This window comes from Knoellia aerolata DSM 18566 (genome assembly GCF_000768695.1).
In the GTDB taxonomy this organism is placed as follows: domain Bacteria; phylum Actinomycetota; class Actinomycetes; order Actinomycetales; family Dermatophilaceae; genus Knoellia; species Knoellia aerolata.
Map to the genome: position 1 here is coordinate 59,765 of NZ_AVPL01000013.1, position 15,533 is coordinate 75,297.

A 15,533-nucleotide genomic window follows, 5' to 3' on the forward strand; every position below is an offset into this window, starting at 1 on the left:
ACAGACCGTCGCACCGAGGAGGCCCCGATGACGCGCGCCATCCACTTCGAGATCCACGCCGCCGACGTCCCGCGCGCCGTCGCCTTCTACCAGGCGGTGTTCGGCTGGCAGGTCGAGGACTGGAGCGACTTCGCCGGGATGCCCTACTTCGGCGTGACGACCGGCCCCGAGGACCAGCCGGGGATCAACGGCGCGATCATGCAGCGCTCGGGACCCAACCCGGAGGCCGGCGCCGCCGTGGCCGGGTGCGTGCTCACCATGGGCAGCGACGACTTCGACGCCACCGCCGCCAAGGCGGTCGCCGCCGGCGCGACCGTCGCGCTGGAGAAGCACGCCCTCACCGGCATGGCATGGCAGGGCTACTTCGTCGACACCGAGGGCAACGTCTTCGGCGTCCACCAGCCCGACACCGAGGCGGCGTAGGCCGTCGGCACCCGGATCCGCCCGCGAACCCCTCGGCAGCGCCGATGACGGAGGAACGACACGACCGCGGCAGCGTGCCCGCGGCCGGGTACGCGCTCGACGTCCTGGAGCTGTTGGCGCGCCGCGGCGAGCCGCTGCCCGCAGCAACCATCGCGCGCGAGCTCGGGCTCCCCCGGTCGAGCACCTACCACCTGCTTCGCGTCCTGCGGGACCGCGGCTACGTCTCGCACCTCGAAGGTGAGCGGCGCTACGGCCTGGGCGTCGCGGCATACGAGCTGGGGTCGGCCTACGGACGGCAGGCGCCGCTGCAGCGGATGGCGCGCGCCACGCTCAACCGGCTCGTCGACACGACCGGTCACAACGCCCACCTCGCCGTGCTCCACGGTCGCGACGTCCTCTACGTCATCGAGCAGCGCGCTCCGAAGGGCCCGGTGCTGGTCTCCGACGTCGGCGTCCGGCTGCCCGCGACGCTCACCGCGACCGGCTTGGCGATGCTCGCCGCGCTGCCCGCAGGTCAGGTGCGTGCGCTCTTCCCGCACGCGGACGCGCTCGTCCAGCGCGACGGGCACGGCCCGACCTCGACGACGCAGCTGCGGAGCCTGCTCCAGTCCGTGCGGGCACGGGGGTATGCCGTCGAGGACGGTCAGATCACCGGTGGCCTCCAGTCCGTGGCCGTCGCCGTGCTCGACCACAGCGACCACCCCCGGGCGGCGGTGGCGGTGACGTTCCGGGTCGAGCTCGTCGCCGAGGCCGAGGTGGGGCGCCTGGTCTCCGCCGTGCGTCACGCCGCCGACGACCTCTCGACCCGGCTGCACGGGCAGGTGCGCCCCGCTCGACGCCCGTGACGTCGACCGCGGAGCCGCCCGCGGTCAGTCGCGGAGAGGGTGTGCGAGCTCGTCGGCGGGCAGCCGCGCCCAGAGGATCGCGACCACCGCGATGACGCTCGGGACGAGCCCGGCGATGAGGTACGTGGGCCGCAGCCCGATCGCCTCGGAGACCGGGCCGGCCAGCGCCATCGACACCGGCATGAGGCTGATCGAGACGAAGAAGTCCAGGCTCGACACCCGACCGATGAGGGGCGGCGGGACGCGGCGCTGGAGTAGCGTGCCCCAGATGACCATCGGGGCCGAGAAGCAGGCGCCGAGGACGAAGGCGGACACGACGACGACCCAGAGCCGGCCGGCATACCCGATGACGGCGAGCGGGACCGTCCCGACTCCCCACAGGAGGTTCATCCACGTGAGGTAGCGCCGCGGCATGCGCAGCGAGGCCATGACGAGCGACCCGGCGGCGCCGCCGAGCCCGAACGCGGCGAGCACCCAGGCGTGCTCTCGCGGGCCCCCGCCGAGGCGGTCCTTGATGAGGAAGGGCAGGAGGACCTCGAGCGGACCCATGACGACGAGGACCATGAGGCTGGCGAAGAGCAGGGTCGCGAGCAGCCACGGCGTGCGAACCATGTAGGCGAAGCCCTCGCGCATGTCGGCCCCGGCAGCCCGCACCGGGTGCCGCGCATGGACGTCGTCGAGCTGGCGGCGCAGCGGGGTCTCGGGCACGGCGATGAGGGCGAGCAGCCCGACCAGCACCGACCCGGCCGCGATGCTCACCGCGAACCCCGGGCTGGCGGCGGCGACGGCGGCCCCGGCCACGGCCGGACCGATGGCCTGGCCGATCGTCGGGCGGACCATGCCCTCGAAGCCGTTGACCGCCATGAGGTCGCGCTCGTCGACCAGCGCCGGCAGCCACGCGGTGTAGGCGGGGTAGTAGAACGCCATGCCGGCGCCGTTGACGAACCCGATGCCGGCGAGCATCCACAGCGCCGTCACCCCGGTGAGCGACAGCGCCGCCACCGTCGACATGCAGGCGAGCTCGGCGCCGGCGACGACGAGGAGGATCCGCTTCTGCGGGACACGGTCCGCGACGACACCGGCGAGCAGCGCGGGCAGGATCACCCCGACCGCCGACGAGGTCGCGACGACGCTCAGCTGGGACGCGCCGCCTCCGATCCGCACGACCTCCCACACGAGGGCGACGGCCCAGACCCCGCTCGCGAACGTCGTGAAGACGAGTGCGACCGCGAGCCGCCGGTACGCCGCACCCCGGAACGGGGTGAGGGCGCGCGGCAGCTGCCGCTCGGTGAGGTCCGTCATCCTCCCAGCGTCCACCCGTCCACCGACAGCACGCCAGCGCCTTTCCGGGGGTGTGGCGAGGAACCGGGCACGGACGGCGTGTGCCGGTCAGGGGGCTGACCGGCACACGCCGCGCTGCGTGCCTGCGGAGCGAGGCGTCAGACGCCGATGCGCTCCCACGGACCCCAGATGGCGAAGGACATGCCGTTGCCCGCCTGGATGTTGACGAAGAGCGTCCGGCCGTCCGGGCTGAACGTCGACCCGGCGAACTCGTCACCGAAGCGGGGCGCCCCGTCGCCGCCCACCCGCAGCCGGTTGAGCGCGATGTCCCACAGCTGCCCGCCGCGGCTCAGGCCGCGCAGGTAGTTGTCGCCGCTGCTGTCCTCGCAGACGACGAGGGTGCCGCGCTCGCTCACCGTGATGTTGTCGGGGAAGTCGAACGTCTCCTTGCCCGGCGACTGGTAGACGAGGCGCAGCTTCTCCGAGCGGGTGTCGTAGGCCCAGACCTGGCCGAAGCCGTTGCCGTAGCCGTTGATGAGCTCGTCACCGGTCTCGGCGGCGCCCCCGCCCTGGGTGGACGTGAAGTAGACGACGCCGTTGTCGTAGATCTGCCCCTCGAGGCGTGAGAACCCGGCCGCGCCCTTGGCCCGGCCCTGGTCGCCGACGTACTGCAGCGCATCGTCGTTCGCCGTCGGGGCCGTCTGGCCGGGGGTGTAGGGGAACTCGGGGTCCGGGTCGTCGATGTCGACCCACTCGACGCTGTAGACCGCGCCCTTGGTCTGGTGGGCCTCGAGGTGGGCGCCCGGCTGGCCCTTGACGGCGAGCATCTGCAGCGTGCCCTCGTTGTCGAGGCGCCCGGACCTCATCGGGTTCGTCCCGGGCGTGTAGCGGTAGAAGCCCGACGGGAACGCGAAGTTGTCCTCGGTGAGGTAGAGCCGGCCCTCGCGCGGGTCGAACGACACCGCCTCGTGGGGGAAGCGCCCGGCCCTGGTGATGGGGGTGGCGTCGGCGCGGCCGTCGACGGGCACCTCGAACACGTAGCCGTGGGGCTTGGTGAGCGGGATGTTCGACGTGCCCGTGAAGTCGGGGCCGACGTCGGGTCCGTTGACCGTCTCCTCGCACGTCACCCACGAGCCCCACGGCATCTGGCCGCCGGAGCAGTTCATCATCGTGCCGCTGATCGCGGTCCAGGCGGCCTTGACGTTGCCCCTGCCGTCCACGTCGACGTGCGTGCACCCACCCCGGGCCATCGGGTCGTAGACGTGGTCGCCGCCGCCCGCCGGGCCGAACGCCGGGCCGGGGTTGTTGACCTCGTGGTTGCGGATGAGCGTGACGGCGCCGCCGGGGCCGTCGAAGGCGCCCATGCCGTCGTGGCGACCGGGGAGCCTCGTCCCGTCGTCGAGGACGACCGGGGCCTCGGTGTCGTGGAACGACCGGTACGAGAAGCCCTCCGGCAGGTGCAGCCGCACCTTGCCGTCCCGCTGGTCCGGGATCGGGCGCAGCGCACGGAAGGCGGGTGCCCCCAGTCCCGCGGCCGGTCCGGCCACGAGCCCCTGGAACGGTCCGCCGAGGGCGGTGGCCCCCGCGGCGACTGCGGCACCCTTGAGGACGGTGCGTCTTTCAACTGCCATTGGTCCGTCTCCTTCGTCGTCGACTGGTCCCCCCAACGTATGGGGGGTCACCGACGGCGACAATGGTCACGTGAGTGCATCCGTGACGGTTCTCGTGCTGGCCGGCGGGTCATCACGCCGGTTCGGCTCGGACAAGCTCGACGCCCGCCTCGGCGACCGTTCGGTGCTGGACCACTGCCTGTCGGGTATGCCGTCCGCCTGGGACCTCGTCGTCGTCGGCCCGTCGCGGCCGGTCCCGGACGCCGTGGCCGGGCGGGTGCGCTGGGCCCGAGAGTCCCCACCCGGCGGAGGGCCGCTCGCTGGGATCGCGGCCGGGCTGAAGGTCGTGACGGCCGACGTCGTGTGCGTGGCACCCGGTGACGCGCCACGCGCCGGCGAGGTGCTGCCGCTGCTCGTCGCCGCACTGGAGTCAGACCCCTGGCCGGCGGGCACCGTGCTGAGCGACGGAGAGGGACGGCCGAATCCCCTGCTCGCGGCATACCGCACCGACGCCCTGCGCCGCGCCGTGCCCGCGGACGCGCACGGCCTCCCGGCGCGCACCCTGCTGACCCTCCCCCACCGCGAGGTGCGTGCGCCGTTCGAGGTGCCCGACGTGGACACCCCCGAGGACCTCGACGCCATGACGCCATGACGGGTCGTCGTACGTTGGGGACATGAAGGCGATCACCATCCCCACGCCGGGCGGCCCCGAGGCCCTCGTGCTCACCGACGTCGACGTGCCCGAGCCCGCCCCCGGCGAGGTGCGGGTCACCGTGGCCGCCGCCGGGGTCAACCGGGCCGACGTCATGCAGCGGATGGGTCGCTACAACCCTCCTCCGGGCATGACCGAGATCCCCGGGCTCGAGGTGTCCGGGGTCGTCGACGCCGTCGGCGACGAGGTCACCGAGTGGGTCGTCGGCGACCGGGTGTGCGCGCTGCTCGTCGGCGGCGGCTACGCCGAGCAGGTCGTCGTGCCCGCCGCCCAGGTGCTGCCGATCCCGCAGGGGGTCGACCTCGTCGAGGCGGCCGCCCTCCCCGAGGTGGCGTGCACGGTGTGGTCCAACGTGTTCCTCACCGCCAACCTCCAGCCGGGTGAGACCTTCCTCGTCCACGGGGGGTCGTCGGGGATCGGCACCATGGCCATCCAGCTCGCCCGTGAGGTCGGGGCCCGCGTCGCGGTGACCGCCGGCTCGCAGGAGAAGCTCGACGTCTGCCGCCACCTGGGCGCCGAGGTGCTCATCAACTACAAGGAGCAGGACTTCGTCGAGGAGATCCGGCGCGCCACCGACGGCCACGGGGCCGACGTCATCCTCGACAACATGGGCGCGAAGTACCTCCCCCGCAACGTCGACGCGCTCGCCACGGCCGGCCGGCTCGTCGTCATCGGCCTCCAGGGTGGCGTCAAGGGCGAGCTCGACCTCGGCGTCCTGCTGCGCAAGCGGGCCGCCGTCATCGCCACCTCGCTGCGCGCCCGCCCCCTCGCCGAGAAGGCGACGATCGTCGCGGCCGTGCGCGAGCACGTCTGGCCGCTCGTCGCCGACGGCCGGGTGCGCCCCGTCGTGCACTCGCGGCACGCCCTCGCGGACGCGAGCCGGGCCCACGCCGAGATGGAGTCGAGCACCCACATCGGCAAGATCCTCCTGATCCCGGCCTGACCCGCGGCTCGCCCGCGAGGAGCGCTTGCCAGGGCACGCAATACCCGGTATACATGTCCTGTCCGAGAACGGCATACCGGGTATTCAGGCAGGTCAGGGGCCACCCCGAGTTCCCGGTATGCCGGCTCGGCACCGCACGCGAGAACGCAGGGGTTTCTCGCGTCGAGCCACCGAGGGAGACGCACATGTCGGTCAAGCAGGGGTTGATGGCCCTCCTCGCGGAGGGCCCCATGTACGGCGCCCAGCTGCGAGCGGAGTTCGAGCAGCGCACCGGCGGCACCTGGCCGCTCAACGTCGGTCAGGTCTACACGACCCTCGCCCGGCTCGAGCGCGACGGGCTCGTCGAGGCCACCGGCGAGGCCGATGCCGAGGGCCGGATCTCCTACCGGCTCACGCCGGCCGGCGCGAGTGAGGTCACCACGTGGTGGCGCACCCCGGTCGACCGCGACAGCACGCCGCGCAACGAGCTGACCATCAAGCTGGCTCTCGCCGTGACCGTGCCCGGGGTCGACGTGCAGGCCGTCGCCCAGACCCAGCGCACGAGCACGCTGCGCCACCTCCACGACCTCACCCGGCTCAAGCAGCAGGTCATGGCCAGGCAGCGTGACGCCGAGCAGGCGGGCGAGGGCAGCCGCCCCGGGGACGGCGAGGTCAACAACGACCTCGCCTGGCTCCTCGTCCTCGAGAACCTCATCTTCACCGCCGAGGCCGAGGTCCGCTGGCTCGACCACGTCGAGACCCGGCTCCACCGTGAGTCCCTGCGCCCTTTCCCCCGGCGGGCGAGCGCGGGCGCCGCGGACGCCGCGGGGGCCGGCCGGACGGCATACCCGCCTGAGCGGGACACCGAGACCGAGGCGACGGGGGCACGTCGATGACCACCCCGAGCCTCCTCCTCGAGAACGTCAGCCGGGTCCACGGCACCGGCGAGACCGCCGTCCACGCCCTCGACGGGGTGACCCTCGAGGTCATGCCCGGCGAGCTCGTCGCCGTCATGGGGCCGAGCGGTTCCGGCAAGTCCACGCTGCTCAACCTCGCCGGCGGCCTCGACCGGGCGACCAGCGGACGCGTCGTCATCGAGGGCGACGACCTCACCGCGATGGACGCCAAGGGGATCGCCCGGCTGCGGCGTCGACGCGTGGGCTTCGTCTTCCAGGACTACAACCTCATCCCCAGCCTCACCGCGGCCGAGAACGTCGCCCTCCCGCTCGAGCTCGACGGCGAACGGGTCGGCCAGGCCCGCCGTCACGCACGACAGGCGCTCGAGCTCATGGGGCTGCGCGAGCTCTCCGACCGGTTCCCCGACCAGATGTCCGGCGGCCAGCAGCAGCGGGTGGCCATCGCCCGCGCCCTCGTCGGCACCCGGCGGTTGGTGCTCGCCGACGAGCCCACCGGGGCCCTCGACAGCCACACCGGCGAGGACGTCCTGCGGGTGCTCCGCGAGCGCTGCGACGCCGGCGTCGCCGGCCTGCTCGTCACGCACGAGGCGCGCCACGCCGCGTGGGCCGACCGCGTCGTGTTCCTGCGCGACGGCGTCGTCGTCGACACCACCGGGCGGGCCAGCTCGGCGGAGGACCTGCTCGACGCCACCGGCGCGAACCGGTGACCACGCCCCCCGCCGCTGCCGGGTCCCCGGCCGGGGCCGGCTCCGCGTGGCGCCGGCTGACGGGCAGCTGGGCCGTGGCCCTGAGGATGGCGCGCAGGGACGTGCGCCGCCACCGTGGGCGCAGTGCGCTCATCGTCATCATGGTGGCAGTGCCCACAGCGCTGCTCACCTTCGCGCTCGTCATCGGCGTGACGAGCCAGGTCAGCGGCGCCGAGTCGATCCCGGCACGCATGGGGAACGGGGTCGCCGCCCTCAGCTACCCCCAGCCCGGAGTCGTCGACCAGCCGTTCGACCCCGGCTTCTCCGCGGGATCCGACGGGACCCGCGCGCCCACCCCGGGTTGGGTCGAGGAGGGGTCCGCGTTCGACAACGCCGAGGCGGTGGCCGCGCTCACCGGGACCCGGGCCGTGCCCTATGCGGAGGAGTACGGCACGACGAGGGTCGGCGAACGACGTCTCACCGTGCAGAGCCTCGCGCTCGACGCCCGCGCCGGGGTGACCGACAAGGTCGAGGTCGTCAGCGGGCGTCTGCCCGAGCGACCGACCGAGGCCGTCGTGTCGACGTGGGGCGAGAGCCGTGGCCTGCCGACCAGTGGGTCGCTGCAGGTGCGAACCGGGGGGACCGAGGTGACGCTCCAGGTCGTCGGGCTGGCGCGCGTGCTCGGAGAGCCCGGCTCCCAGCTCGACCTCGTCGTCACGCAGCCGCTGGTCGAGGGCCAGCCGGGTGGCGGGTGGATCCTGCTCGGCGTCGACCCCGTCACCTGGCCCGAGGTCCGCGAGCTCAACCGCTACGGCTTCACCGTCTACTCCGCGGAGGTCCTCGAGAACCCGCCCGACGTGAGCCAGCTGTCGGCCGACCAGAGGAGCCAGCTGGAGTACGACACCGACCGACTGGGGACGTTCCTCGCCATCGGAGGCGCACTGCTCCTCGTCATCACGACCCTTCTCGTCGGGCCGGCCTTCGCCGTGAGTGCGGCTCGCCAGCGCCGGACCCTCGCGCTCTCGGCGAGCAACGGCGCGACCACCGGGCAGCTGCGACACACCGTGCTCGCGCAGGCCCTCGTCCTCGGCGCGCTCGCCGCCGTGACAGGCGGCGGACTCGGCGTCGCGGGCGCCTGGCTCACCACGCGCAGCATCTGGCTCAGCTCCTACATCGGCAGCGGTGGACCCTTCGAGGTGCCGGCCGGGCCGGTCCTTCTCGTCACGCTCACGTCCGTGGCGAGCGCCGTCATCGCCGCCCTCATCCCCGCCCGTCGGCTCGGCCGACTCGACATCGTCGGGGTGATGAAGGGCCAGAACGTCTCCCCACCGCCGAGCCGGGCGGTGTTCGTCGTCGGGCTGGTCCTGGCCGGGACGGGAGCGTTCGCCGTGGTGTCCCTCGCCGCGGCGCAGGGGTCGGAGCTCGGCGTCGTCCTCGCCACCATCGCCCTCGTCGTCGGCGCGATCATGCTCGCACCGATGGTGCTCGTCGTCATCGCCCGGCTGAGCGCCCGGCTGCCGGTGCCCCTGCGGATGGCGACCCGTGACGCCGGACGCCAGCGCGCCCGCAGCGTCCCCGCCATCGCCGCGATCCTCGCGGGGGTCGCCGTCCTCACGATGACCCTCATCGCGAGTGGCAGCGACAACGAGCAGAGCCGCCGCGAGTACACCGCCCAGAACGTCCTCGGGGACGCGACCGTCTCAGGCGACGCGGGACCCGGCCGTGGCCTGGACGCGACCACGCTCGCGGCGGGCTTCGTGACGGTCCGGTCCGGCCTGCAGGTGACCCCCGTGTCGTCCATCGCCACCGGCGACCCGTTCCTGACGTCGACGGACGGGACGCCGCCGAGAGAGGCCTACGAGCTGACCTCGGTCAACGTCGTCCCGCCGGGCTGCACCCCCGCCCAGACGGTCGAGGACGGCGAGCCGCCCGCGGGTGGGGGGCAGCCACCGTGCCATGTCGTCGGCACCAACGCCTATGCGAACGTGTCGGCCATCGGCGTGACGACCACCGCCGAGATCGCCCGACGCCTGAGGTTGCTCGGTCACGAGGACGCCGTCGCCGTGCTCGATCGCGGTGGGGTGGTCGTCGGTCGGGCGGAGGGGGCGCCGTCGCTGCTCACCGACGGGACGGTCAGCGTGATGTCGGCCGTCCGCATGGTCGACCCGCCGGTCGAGGGGTTCACGCCCGCCGACGAGATGCCCCCCGTCCCCGAGCTCGAGAACCTGCGTACGACGCGGCTGCCGGCCGTCGAGGTCGAGCTGACCCGGGACACGACCGGCATCCTGCTGTCGCGCGCGATGCTCGTGCCCACCCAGGTCGCCACCGCCCACGGGTGGCCGCTCATGGTCGACCGGCTCACCGTCCACGACCCGGCCGGACCGATCTCGCAGGACCTCACCGACCGCCTCGGCTACACCGCGGACGACGACATCTGGATCGAGGCCGAGCGCGGCTTCCAGTCACCGCTGAAGTGGGTCGTCGCGATCCTCGTCGGGATCTTCGTGCTGCTGCTGCTCGTCATCACCCTCACCTCGACGGCCCTCACGCTCGCCGAGCAGGAGCAGGACCAGGCGACGCTGGCGGCCCTGGGCTCCGGGCGTGGCACCCGACGGGCCATGGCGGCCGCGCAGGCGTTCACGCTCTGCCTCATCGGCGCGGTCCTCGGCCTGGCCGTCGGCGTGGTCCCGGGGGTCGGTCTCACCTACCCCCTCACCGCGCAGTCGTGGGACCCGGTCAGCGGGCAGAGCATCAGCGTCGACCCGGTCCTCGTCTTCCCGTGGCTCGTCCTCCTCGGGTTCACCGTCGCGGTCCCGGCGCTCGCAGCGGCACTCGCCGCGGCCGGCATACGAAGGGCTCCGGACGCGACCCGACGGACGGCCTGACTGACTGACAGACTGGCCGGATGCCGCTGCCCCACGACCCCGCCGGGCGCCACCGCGCCGTCGCCGCCACCTTCGCCGACCGCACTGCCGAGGTGACCCGCTGGGACGTGCCCAGCCCGGTCGACGGCTGGACCGCGCGCGACGTCGTGCGTCACCTCGTCGAGTGGTTCCCGGGGTTCCTGAGGTCGGGCACCGGGATCGAGCTGCCCGCGGGGCCGTCCGTCGACGACGACCCGGTCGGGGCGTGGGAGGCGCAGGCGCGCGCCGTCCAGGCGGTCCTCGACGACCCGGCCACCGAGACGGCCATGCTCGACAACCGACACATCGGCACCATTCCCCTGCCCGGCGCGATCGACCAGTTCTACACGGCCGACGTCTTCATGCACACGTGGGACCTCGCCCGTGCGACCGGCCAGCCCGACCGGCTGGACGAGGAGTTCGCGAACCAGCTGTTCAGCGGAATGCGGGAGCACGACGAGATGCTGCGGGCGTCGGGACAGTACGGGCCGAAGGTCGACGTGCCGGACAGCGCGGACATCACCGACCGGCTCATGGGCTTCATCGGCCGCGACCCCTCGTGGACCCCGCCCGACCGAGGCCGCTGATGCGCGCTGGGGCAGGATGACTGACATGACCGACCAGCCCCGCCCCACCGAGGACGAGCAGGCCGAACAGGCCGACGAGCCGCAGCAGGTGCACGGCACCGCGACGATCGACGACGACCGCGTCGTGGTGGTCACGCCCGAGGGGATGGGTGTCGCGGACCGCACCGACGACGGTCGCCAGGCGCAGAACCCGGCCGACCTCGTCGAGCAGCCGGCCAAGGTCATGCGGATCGGGTCGATGATCAAGCAGCTCCTCGAGGAGGTCCGCAACGCGCCGCTCGACGAGAAGGGCCGGGTCCGGCTCGCCGACGTCCACGAGCGCTCCATCGCCGAGCTCAAGGACGGCCTCGCCCCCGAGCTCGTCGCGGAGCTCGACCGGATCGCCCTGCCGTTCAGCGACGACGCACCCTCCGACGCCGAGCTCCGGGTCGCCCAGGCCCAGCTCGTCGGGTGGCTCGAGGGGCTCTTCCACGGCATCCAGACGGCGCTCGTCGCCCAGCAGATGGCCGCGCAGGCGCAGCTCCAGCAGATGCGGGCGCTCCCGCCCGGCCACGCGCCGGCGCCGGGTGCCCAGGGGCCCCCGATGGGCATGCCCAACATGCCCGGCGGCCACCCCGTCCGGCCCGGCGAGGGTCCGGGCGAGGGCACCGGCCAGTACCTCTGACGTTGCGGTCGGCCGGCTCCCACGCCGCGCGCGGCCGGTCGAGGTGCGGCAGGGTGGCAGGCATGCGCACCTCGACGAAGACCCTCACCGCTCCCCTGTATGCCGTCGCGCTGCTCGCGCTTGCCGTCCCCGTCGCGAGCGCCTCACCACCTCCCGCGCCCGCCGAGCTCGAGTGGTCGGTGACGACGGTCGACGCCGACCAGAGCTTCCGCGGCCTCGACGCCGTCGACCGCGACACGGCGTGGGTGAGCGGGGCCAGCCTGAGCGGCGGCTCGGCGAAGGTCCATCGGACCACCGACGGCGGCACGAGCTGGCAGGACGTGAGCCCTCCCGGCAGCACCGGCCTCAGCTTCCGTGACGTCGAGGCCGAGGACGCCCGCACGGCGTCGGTGCTCGCGATCGGCGAGGGCGAGGCCTCGCGGATCTACCGCACCAGCGACGGTGGTGCGACGTGGACCGAGACGTTCCGCAACACCGAGCCGACCGCGTTCTACAACTGCATGGACTTCTACCCCGGCGGCCAGCGCGGCCTGGCCGTGAGCGACCCGGTCGACGGGAAGTTCCGGATCCTCGCCACCGAGGACGGCGGGCGATCGTGGGAGGTCCTGCCGGACGCGGGAATGCCGGACTCCACCGGTGAGGCGAACTTCTCCGCGAGCGGCGACTGCCTCACCATCTCCGGTCGCGACGCGTGGTTCGGCTCGGGAGGCGCGGACTCCCGGGTGTTCCACTCCACCGACCGTGGGCTCACCTGGACCGCCACCGACTCCGGGATCCCCGCAGGGGAGGCGGCCGGCGTCTTCGGCCTCGCCTTCGCCAACCCGCGCCAGGGAGTCGCCGTCGGCGGTGACTTCGCCTCACCCGCGGACGGGGTCGACGCGGCGTCGACGACCCGTGACGGGGACTCCTGGAGCAGCGCCGGCGACCTCACGCACCTCGGCGAGGACGCGGCATACCTCCGTCGTCTGCTGCTCGTCGTCGGCGAGTCGGGAGCGGTCGGCGGCAGCAGCGTCTCGGCCGACGGCGGCCGGTCCTGGACCCGCTTCAGCGACGTCGGCTTCCACACCCTCGACTGCACCCGGGACGGCGCCTGCTGGGCCGCCGGTGGCCGAGGTCGCGTCGGCACCCTGTGAACCCGGCACGCGAAAACACTGGCGAGTAACTGGAAGGGCGAAGCTACGCGAGCGTAGGTTGGCCAGCATGACCGCGACCACCTGGAGCCAGACCGACCTGCTGCGCGAGATGAACCAGGTGGTCGAGGGCGAGCTCAACCGTCACCTCGCCGTCGCGAAGGACTGGTACCCGCACGACTACATCCCGTGGAGCGACGGGCGAAACTTCGACGGCCTCATGGGCGGTGACGCGTGGAGCCCCGACGACGCCCCGATCTCGGACGTCGCGCGCTCGGCGCTCATCGTCAACCTGCTCACCGAGGACAACCTCCCGAGCTACCACCACGAGATCGCCATCATCTTCGGTCGAGACGACGCGTGGGGCGAGTGGGTGCACCGCTGGACCGCCGAGGAGGGCCGGCACGGCATCGCCATGCGCGACTACATGCTCGTCAAGCGCATGGTCGACCCGGCCGTCCTCGAGGACTTCCGGATGACCCACATGTCCAAGGGCTACGAGTCGGCCCACAGCGGCGAGCTGCTGCACTCGTTGGCGTACGTGTCGTTCCAGGAGCTCGCGACCCGGGTCTCGCACCGCAACACCGGTCGGTTCACCGACGACCCGATGGCCGACCAGCTCCTCCAGCGGATCGCGGCCGACGAGAACCTCCACATGATCTTCTACCGCAACCTCCTCAACGCGGCCATGCAGCTCGACCCCAGCGCCTCGATGATGGCGATCCGCGACGTCGTCAAGGGGTTCCAGATGCCCGGCACCGACATCCCGGGCTTCCAGCGCAAGGCCGTCGAGATGGCGGTGGCCGGGATCTACGACCTGCGCCAGCACCGCGACGACGTCGTGGCCCCCGTGCTGCGCTTCTGGAAGGTGTGGGACGTCGAGAACCTCTCGGCCGAGGGCGAGCAGGCCCGCACCGAGCTCGACGCGCTCATGGCCGACCTCGACACCAAGGCCTCCCGCTTCGAGGACAAGCGCGACACCCTCGCCGCGCGCATGAACCTCTGACCCCGCGGTCCGGACGGTCCGTCAGGTGACCTGGCGGGCCGCGGCGCGACCCGCGGCCCGGCCGGAGAACAGGCAGCCGCCGACGAAGGTGCCCTCGAGCGAGCGGTAGCCGTGCACCCCGCCGCCTCCGAACCCGGCGACCTCACCGGCGGCGTACAGCCCCGGCACCGGGTCGCCGGACGCACCGATGACCTGGGAGTCGAGGTTGGTCTGCAGCCCGCCGAGCGACTTGCGGGTGAGGACGTTGAGGCGGACCGCGACGAGCGGGCCCCGCTTGGGGTCGAGGACGTGGTGCGGCGGGAACGCGCGCTTGGTCAGCCGGTCCCCGCGGTACTGGCGGGCGACGTGGATCGCCGCGACCTGCGCGTCCTTGCCGTACGCGTTGTCGACCTGCCGGTCGCGTTCGAGAACCTGCCGCTCGATGTGGGCGAAGCCCACCGGCGCCTCCGGCGTCAGCGCGTTCATGCGGTCGACCAGCTCGCGCAGCGTGTCGGCCTGCACGAAGTCGACGCCGTGGTCGAGGAAGGCCTGCACCGACGGCTGCACCTTGGTGACCGGGCGCTTGAGCACGTCGCGGTAGCTGCGCTCGGTGAGGTCGAGGTTCTGCTCGCTGCCCGACAGCGCGAACTCCTTGCCGACGAGCGTGCGGTTGGTGATGAACCACGAGTGGTCGTGCCCGGTCGTGCGCAGGTGCGTCAACGTCCCCAGGGTGTCGAAGCCCGGGAAGTTGGGCGGGGGCAGCCGGTCGCCGTTGCCGTCGAACCACAGCGACGACGGGCCGGGCAGGATCCTGATGCCGTGGCTGGGCCAGACCGGGTTCCAGTTGTTGACGCCCTCGACGTAGTGCCACATCCGGTCACGGTTGATGACAGTGCCGCCCGCCGCCTCGGTGATCGCGAGCATCCGTCCGTCGACGTAGGCAGGCACACCGGTGATCATGTGCTCGGGCGCCAACCCGAGACGGTCGGGCCAGCTGGCCCGGACGAGGTCGTGGTTGCCGCCGATCCCCCCGCTGGTGACGAGGACGCACTGGGCGCCGAACTCGAAGTCCCCGACGACGTCGCGGTTGGTGGCGACGCCCCGCGCCGAGCCGTCCTCTGCGAGAACGGATCCGCTGACCCCGGTGACGACGCCGTCATCGGCGACGAGGTCGTCGACACGGTGGCGCGGACGGTAGATGATGCGGCCGGCCGCGACGTGCCCCCTGACCCGGTCGACGAACGGCGCCACGATCCCCGTGCCGGTGCCCCAGGGGATGTGGAAGCGCGGCACCGAGTTGCCGTGCCCCCCGGCGCGGCCGTCACCGCGCTCGGCCCAGCCGACGACGGGGAAGAAGCTGATGTCGAACTGCCGCAGCCAGTCGCGCTTCTCGCCGGCCGCCCACTCGACGTAGGCACGACCCCAGCGGCGCGGCCAGTGGTCCTCGTCGCGGTCCCAGCCGGCGCTGCCCTCCCAGTCCTGCCAGGCGAGGTCGAACGAGTCCGTGATGCCCATCCGGCGCTGCTCGGGGCTGTCGACCAGGAAGAGGCCGCCGAAGCTCCACCACGCCTGCCCGCCGAGGTTGGCCTCGCTCTCCTGGTCGAGGAGGACGACGGAGCGTCCGGCGTCGGCGAGCTCGTTGGCAGCGACGAGACCGGCCAGGCCGGCCCCGACGACAAGGGCGTCAGCGTCCATGTCGCGACCCTAGTGCGCGTTACCCACCGGTACCAGACCGCCTCGACCCCGCCGCCTCCGTGCCCCACTCGCCAATTCCCCCGTTGGGAACGGACACGCCGTGTGCACAACGGGGGAATTGGCGAGTTCAGGCACGGGGTGGGTCAGGGGTGGGGTGGGTCAGGGGGTGGGGT

General features: G+C 72.9%; 14 protein-coding genes. 11 read left to right on the top strand and 3 right to left on the bottom strand.

Translation table 11 applies throughout. The annotated features are described in order from the left end of the window. Window positions 1-27: 27 nt before the first annotated feature. Complete coding sequence (locus N801_RS07220) at window positions 28-423, top strand: VOC family protein (RefSeq protein WP_035935526.1); 396 nt, start codon at window positions 28-30, stop codon at window positions 421-423. Between the two features lie 44 nt (window positions 424-467). Continuing rightward, window positions 468-1,268 (top strand): IclR family transcriptional regulator, encoded by an 801-nt coding sequence (locus N801_RS07225; protein WP_035935530.1) that lies wholly within the window; start codon window positions 468-470, stop codon window positions 1,266-1,268. 24 nt (window positions 1,269-1,292) lie between these two features. On the opposite strand, the gene N801_RS07230 is transcribed toward N801_RS07225, so the two are convergent. Continuing rightward, window positions 1,293-2,570: an MFS transporter gene (locus N801_RS07230; RefSeq protein ID WP_035935533.1), complete on the bottom strand. Its 1,278-nt coding sequence runs from the start codon at window positions 2,568-2,570 to the stop codon at window positions 1,293-1,295. A gap of 137 nt (window positions 2,571-2,707) precedes the next feature. Next, the gene (locus N801_RS07235; protein WP_035935534.1) at window positions 2,708-4,180 is read right to left on the bottom strand and encodes a PhoX family protein; all 1,473 of its coding nucleotides are present in this window, start codon (window positions 4,178-4,180) and stop codon (window positions 2,708-2,710) included. A gap of 70 nt (window positions 4,181-4,250) precedes the next feature. Between N801_RS07235 and mobA the strand changes: the two genes are divergently transcribed. The 9 genes from mobA (at window position 4,251) to N801_RS07280 (ending at window position 13,686) form a co-directional block, all read left to right on the top strand. Next, window positions 4,251-4,811 (top strand): molybdenum cofactor guanylyltransferase, encoded by a 561-nt coding sequence (gene mobA / locus N801_RS07240; protein WP_035935536.1) that lies wholly within the window; start codon window positions 4,251-4,253, stop codon window positions 4,809-4,811. A gap of 22 nt (window positions 4,812-4,833) precedes the next feature. Beyond that, window positions 4,834-5,814: an NAD(P)H-quinone oxidoreductase gene (locus N801_RS07245; protein ID WP_035935537.1), complete on the top strand. Its 981-nt coding sequence runs from the start codon at window positions 4,834-4,836 to the stop codon at window positions 5,812-5,814. A gap of 185 nt (window positions 5,815-5,999) precedes the next feature. After that, a complete protein-coding gene (locus N801_RS07250; protein WP_035935538.1) occupies window positions 6,000-6,689 on the top strand; it encodes a PadR family transcriptional regulator in 690 nt (229 codons plus the stop codon). Then, a complete protein-coding gene (locus N801_RS07255; protein WP_035935540.1) occupies window positions 6,686-7,417 on the top strand; it encodes an ABC transporter ATP-binding protein in 732 nt (243 codons plus the stop codon). The genes N801_RS07250 and N801_RS07255 overlap by 4 nt, the downstream gene beginning before the upstream one ends. Further along, complete coding sequence (locus N801_RS07260) at window positions 7,414-10,281, top strand: FtsX-like permease family protein (RefSeq protein WP_035935541.1); 2,868 nt, start codon at window positions 7,414-7,416, stop codon at window positions 10,279-10,281. Before N801_RS07255 ends, N801_RS07260 begins: the two co-directional genes overlap by 4 nt. Before the next feature lie 20 nt (window positions 10,282-10,301). After that, a complete protein-coding gene (locus N801_RS07265; protein WP_035935542.1) occupies window positions 10,302-10,886 on the top strand; it encodes a TIGR03086 family metal-binding protein in 585 nt (194 codons plus the stop codon). Window positions 10,887-10,902: 16 nt separating this feature from the next. Further along, entirely contained in the window at window positions 10,903-11,550 is a 648-nt protein-coding gene (locus N801_RS07270; RefSeq protein ID WP_035935543.1) for a proteasome activator, read from the top strand. A gap of 62 nt (window positions 11,551-11,612) precedes the next feature. Continuing rightward, window positions 11,613-12,683, top strand: coding sequence for a WD40/YVTN/BNR-like repeat-containing protein (locus N801_RS07275; protein ID WP_035935544.1), 1,071 nt, complete (start codon window positions 11,613-11,615; stop codon window positions 12,681-12,683). Window positions 12,684-12,750: 67 nt separating this feature from the next. Further along, window positions 12,751-13,686 (top strand): acyl-ACP desaturase, encoded by a 936-nt coding sequence (locus tag N801_RS07280; protein WP_035935546.1) that lies wholly within the window; start codon window positions 12,751-12,753, stop codon window positions 13,684-13,686. 21 nt (window positions 13,687-13,707) lie between these two features. Here N801_RS07280 and N801_RS07285 read toward each other — a convergent pair whose 3' ends face one another. After that, window positions 13,708-15,360, bottom strand: coding sequence for an FAD-binding dehydrogenase (locus N801_RS07285; RefSeq protein WP_035935548.1), 1,653 nt, complete (start codon window positions 15,358-15,360; stop codon window positions 13,708-13,710). Between the last annotated feature and the right edge of the window lie 173 nt (window positions 15,361-15,533).

What these genes read in the sequence shown, in the direction of transcription:
- N801_RS07265 (WP_035935542.1), top strand. Translation starts at nt 10,302, where the DNA reads ATGCCGCTGCCCCACGACCCCGCCGGGCGCCACCGCGCCGTCGCCGCC.
- N801_RS07285 (WP_035935548.1), bottom strand. Translation starts at nt 15,360, where the DNA reads ATGGACGCTGACGCCCTTGTCGTCGGGGCCGGCCTGGCCGGTCTCGTC.
- N801_RS07230 (WP_035935533.1), bottom strand. Translation starts at nt 2,570, where the DNA reads ATGACGGACCTCACCGAGCGGCAGCTGCCGCGCGCCCTCACCCCGTTC.
- N801_RS07270 (WP_035935543.1), top strand. Translation starts at nt 10,903, where the DNA reads ATGACTGACATGACCGACCAGCCCCGCCCCACCGAGGACGAGCAGGCC.
- N801_RS07235 (WP_035935534.1), bottom strand. Translation starts at nt 4,180, where the DNA reads ATGGCAGTTGAAAGACGCACCGTCCTCAAGGGTGCCGCAGTCGCCGCG.
- N801_RS07280 (WP_035935546.1), top strand. Translation starts at nt 12,751, where the DNA reads ATGACCGCGACCACCTGGAGCCAGACCGACCTGCTGCGCGAGATGAAC.
- N801_RS07250 (WP_035935538.1), top strand. Translation starts at nt 6,000, where the DNA reads ATGTCGGTCAAGCAGGGGTTGATGGCCCTCCTCGCGGAGGGCCCCATG.
- N801_RS07220 (WP_035935526.1), top strand. Translation starts at nt 28, where the DNA reads ATGACGCGCGCCATCCACTTCGAGATCCACGCCGCCGACGTCCCGCGC.
- N801_RS07255 (WP_035935540.1), top strand. Translation starts at nt 6,686, where the DNA reads ATGACCACCCCGAGCCTCCTCCTCGAGAACGTCAGCCGGGTCCACGGC.
- N801_RS07245 (WP_035935537.1), top strand. Translation starts at nt 4,834, where the DNA reads ATGAAGGCGATCACCATCCCCACGCCGGGCGGCCCCGAGGCCCTCGTG.
- N801_RS07275 (WP_035935544.1), top strand. Translation starts at nt 11,613, where the DNA reads ATGCGCACCTCGACGAAGACCCTCACCGCTCCCCTGTATGCCGTCGCG.
- N801_RS07225 (WP_035935530.1), top strand. Translation starts at nt 468, where the DNA reads ATGACGGAGGAACGACACGACCGCGGCAGCGTGCCCGCGGCCGGGTAC.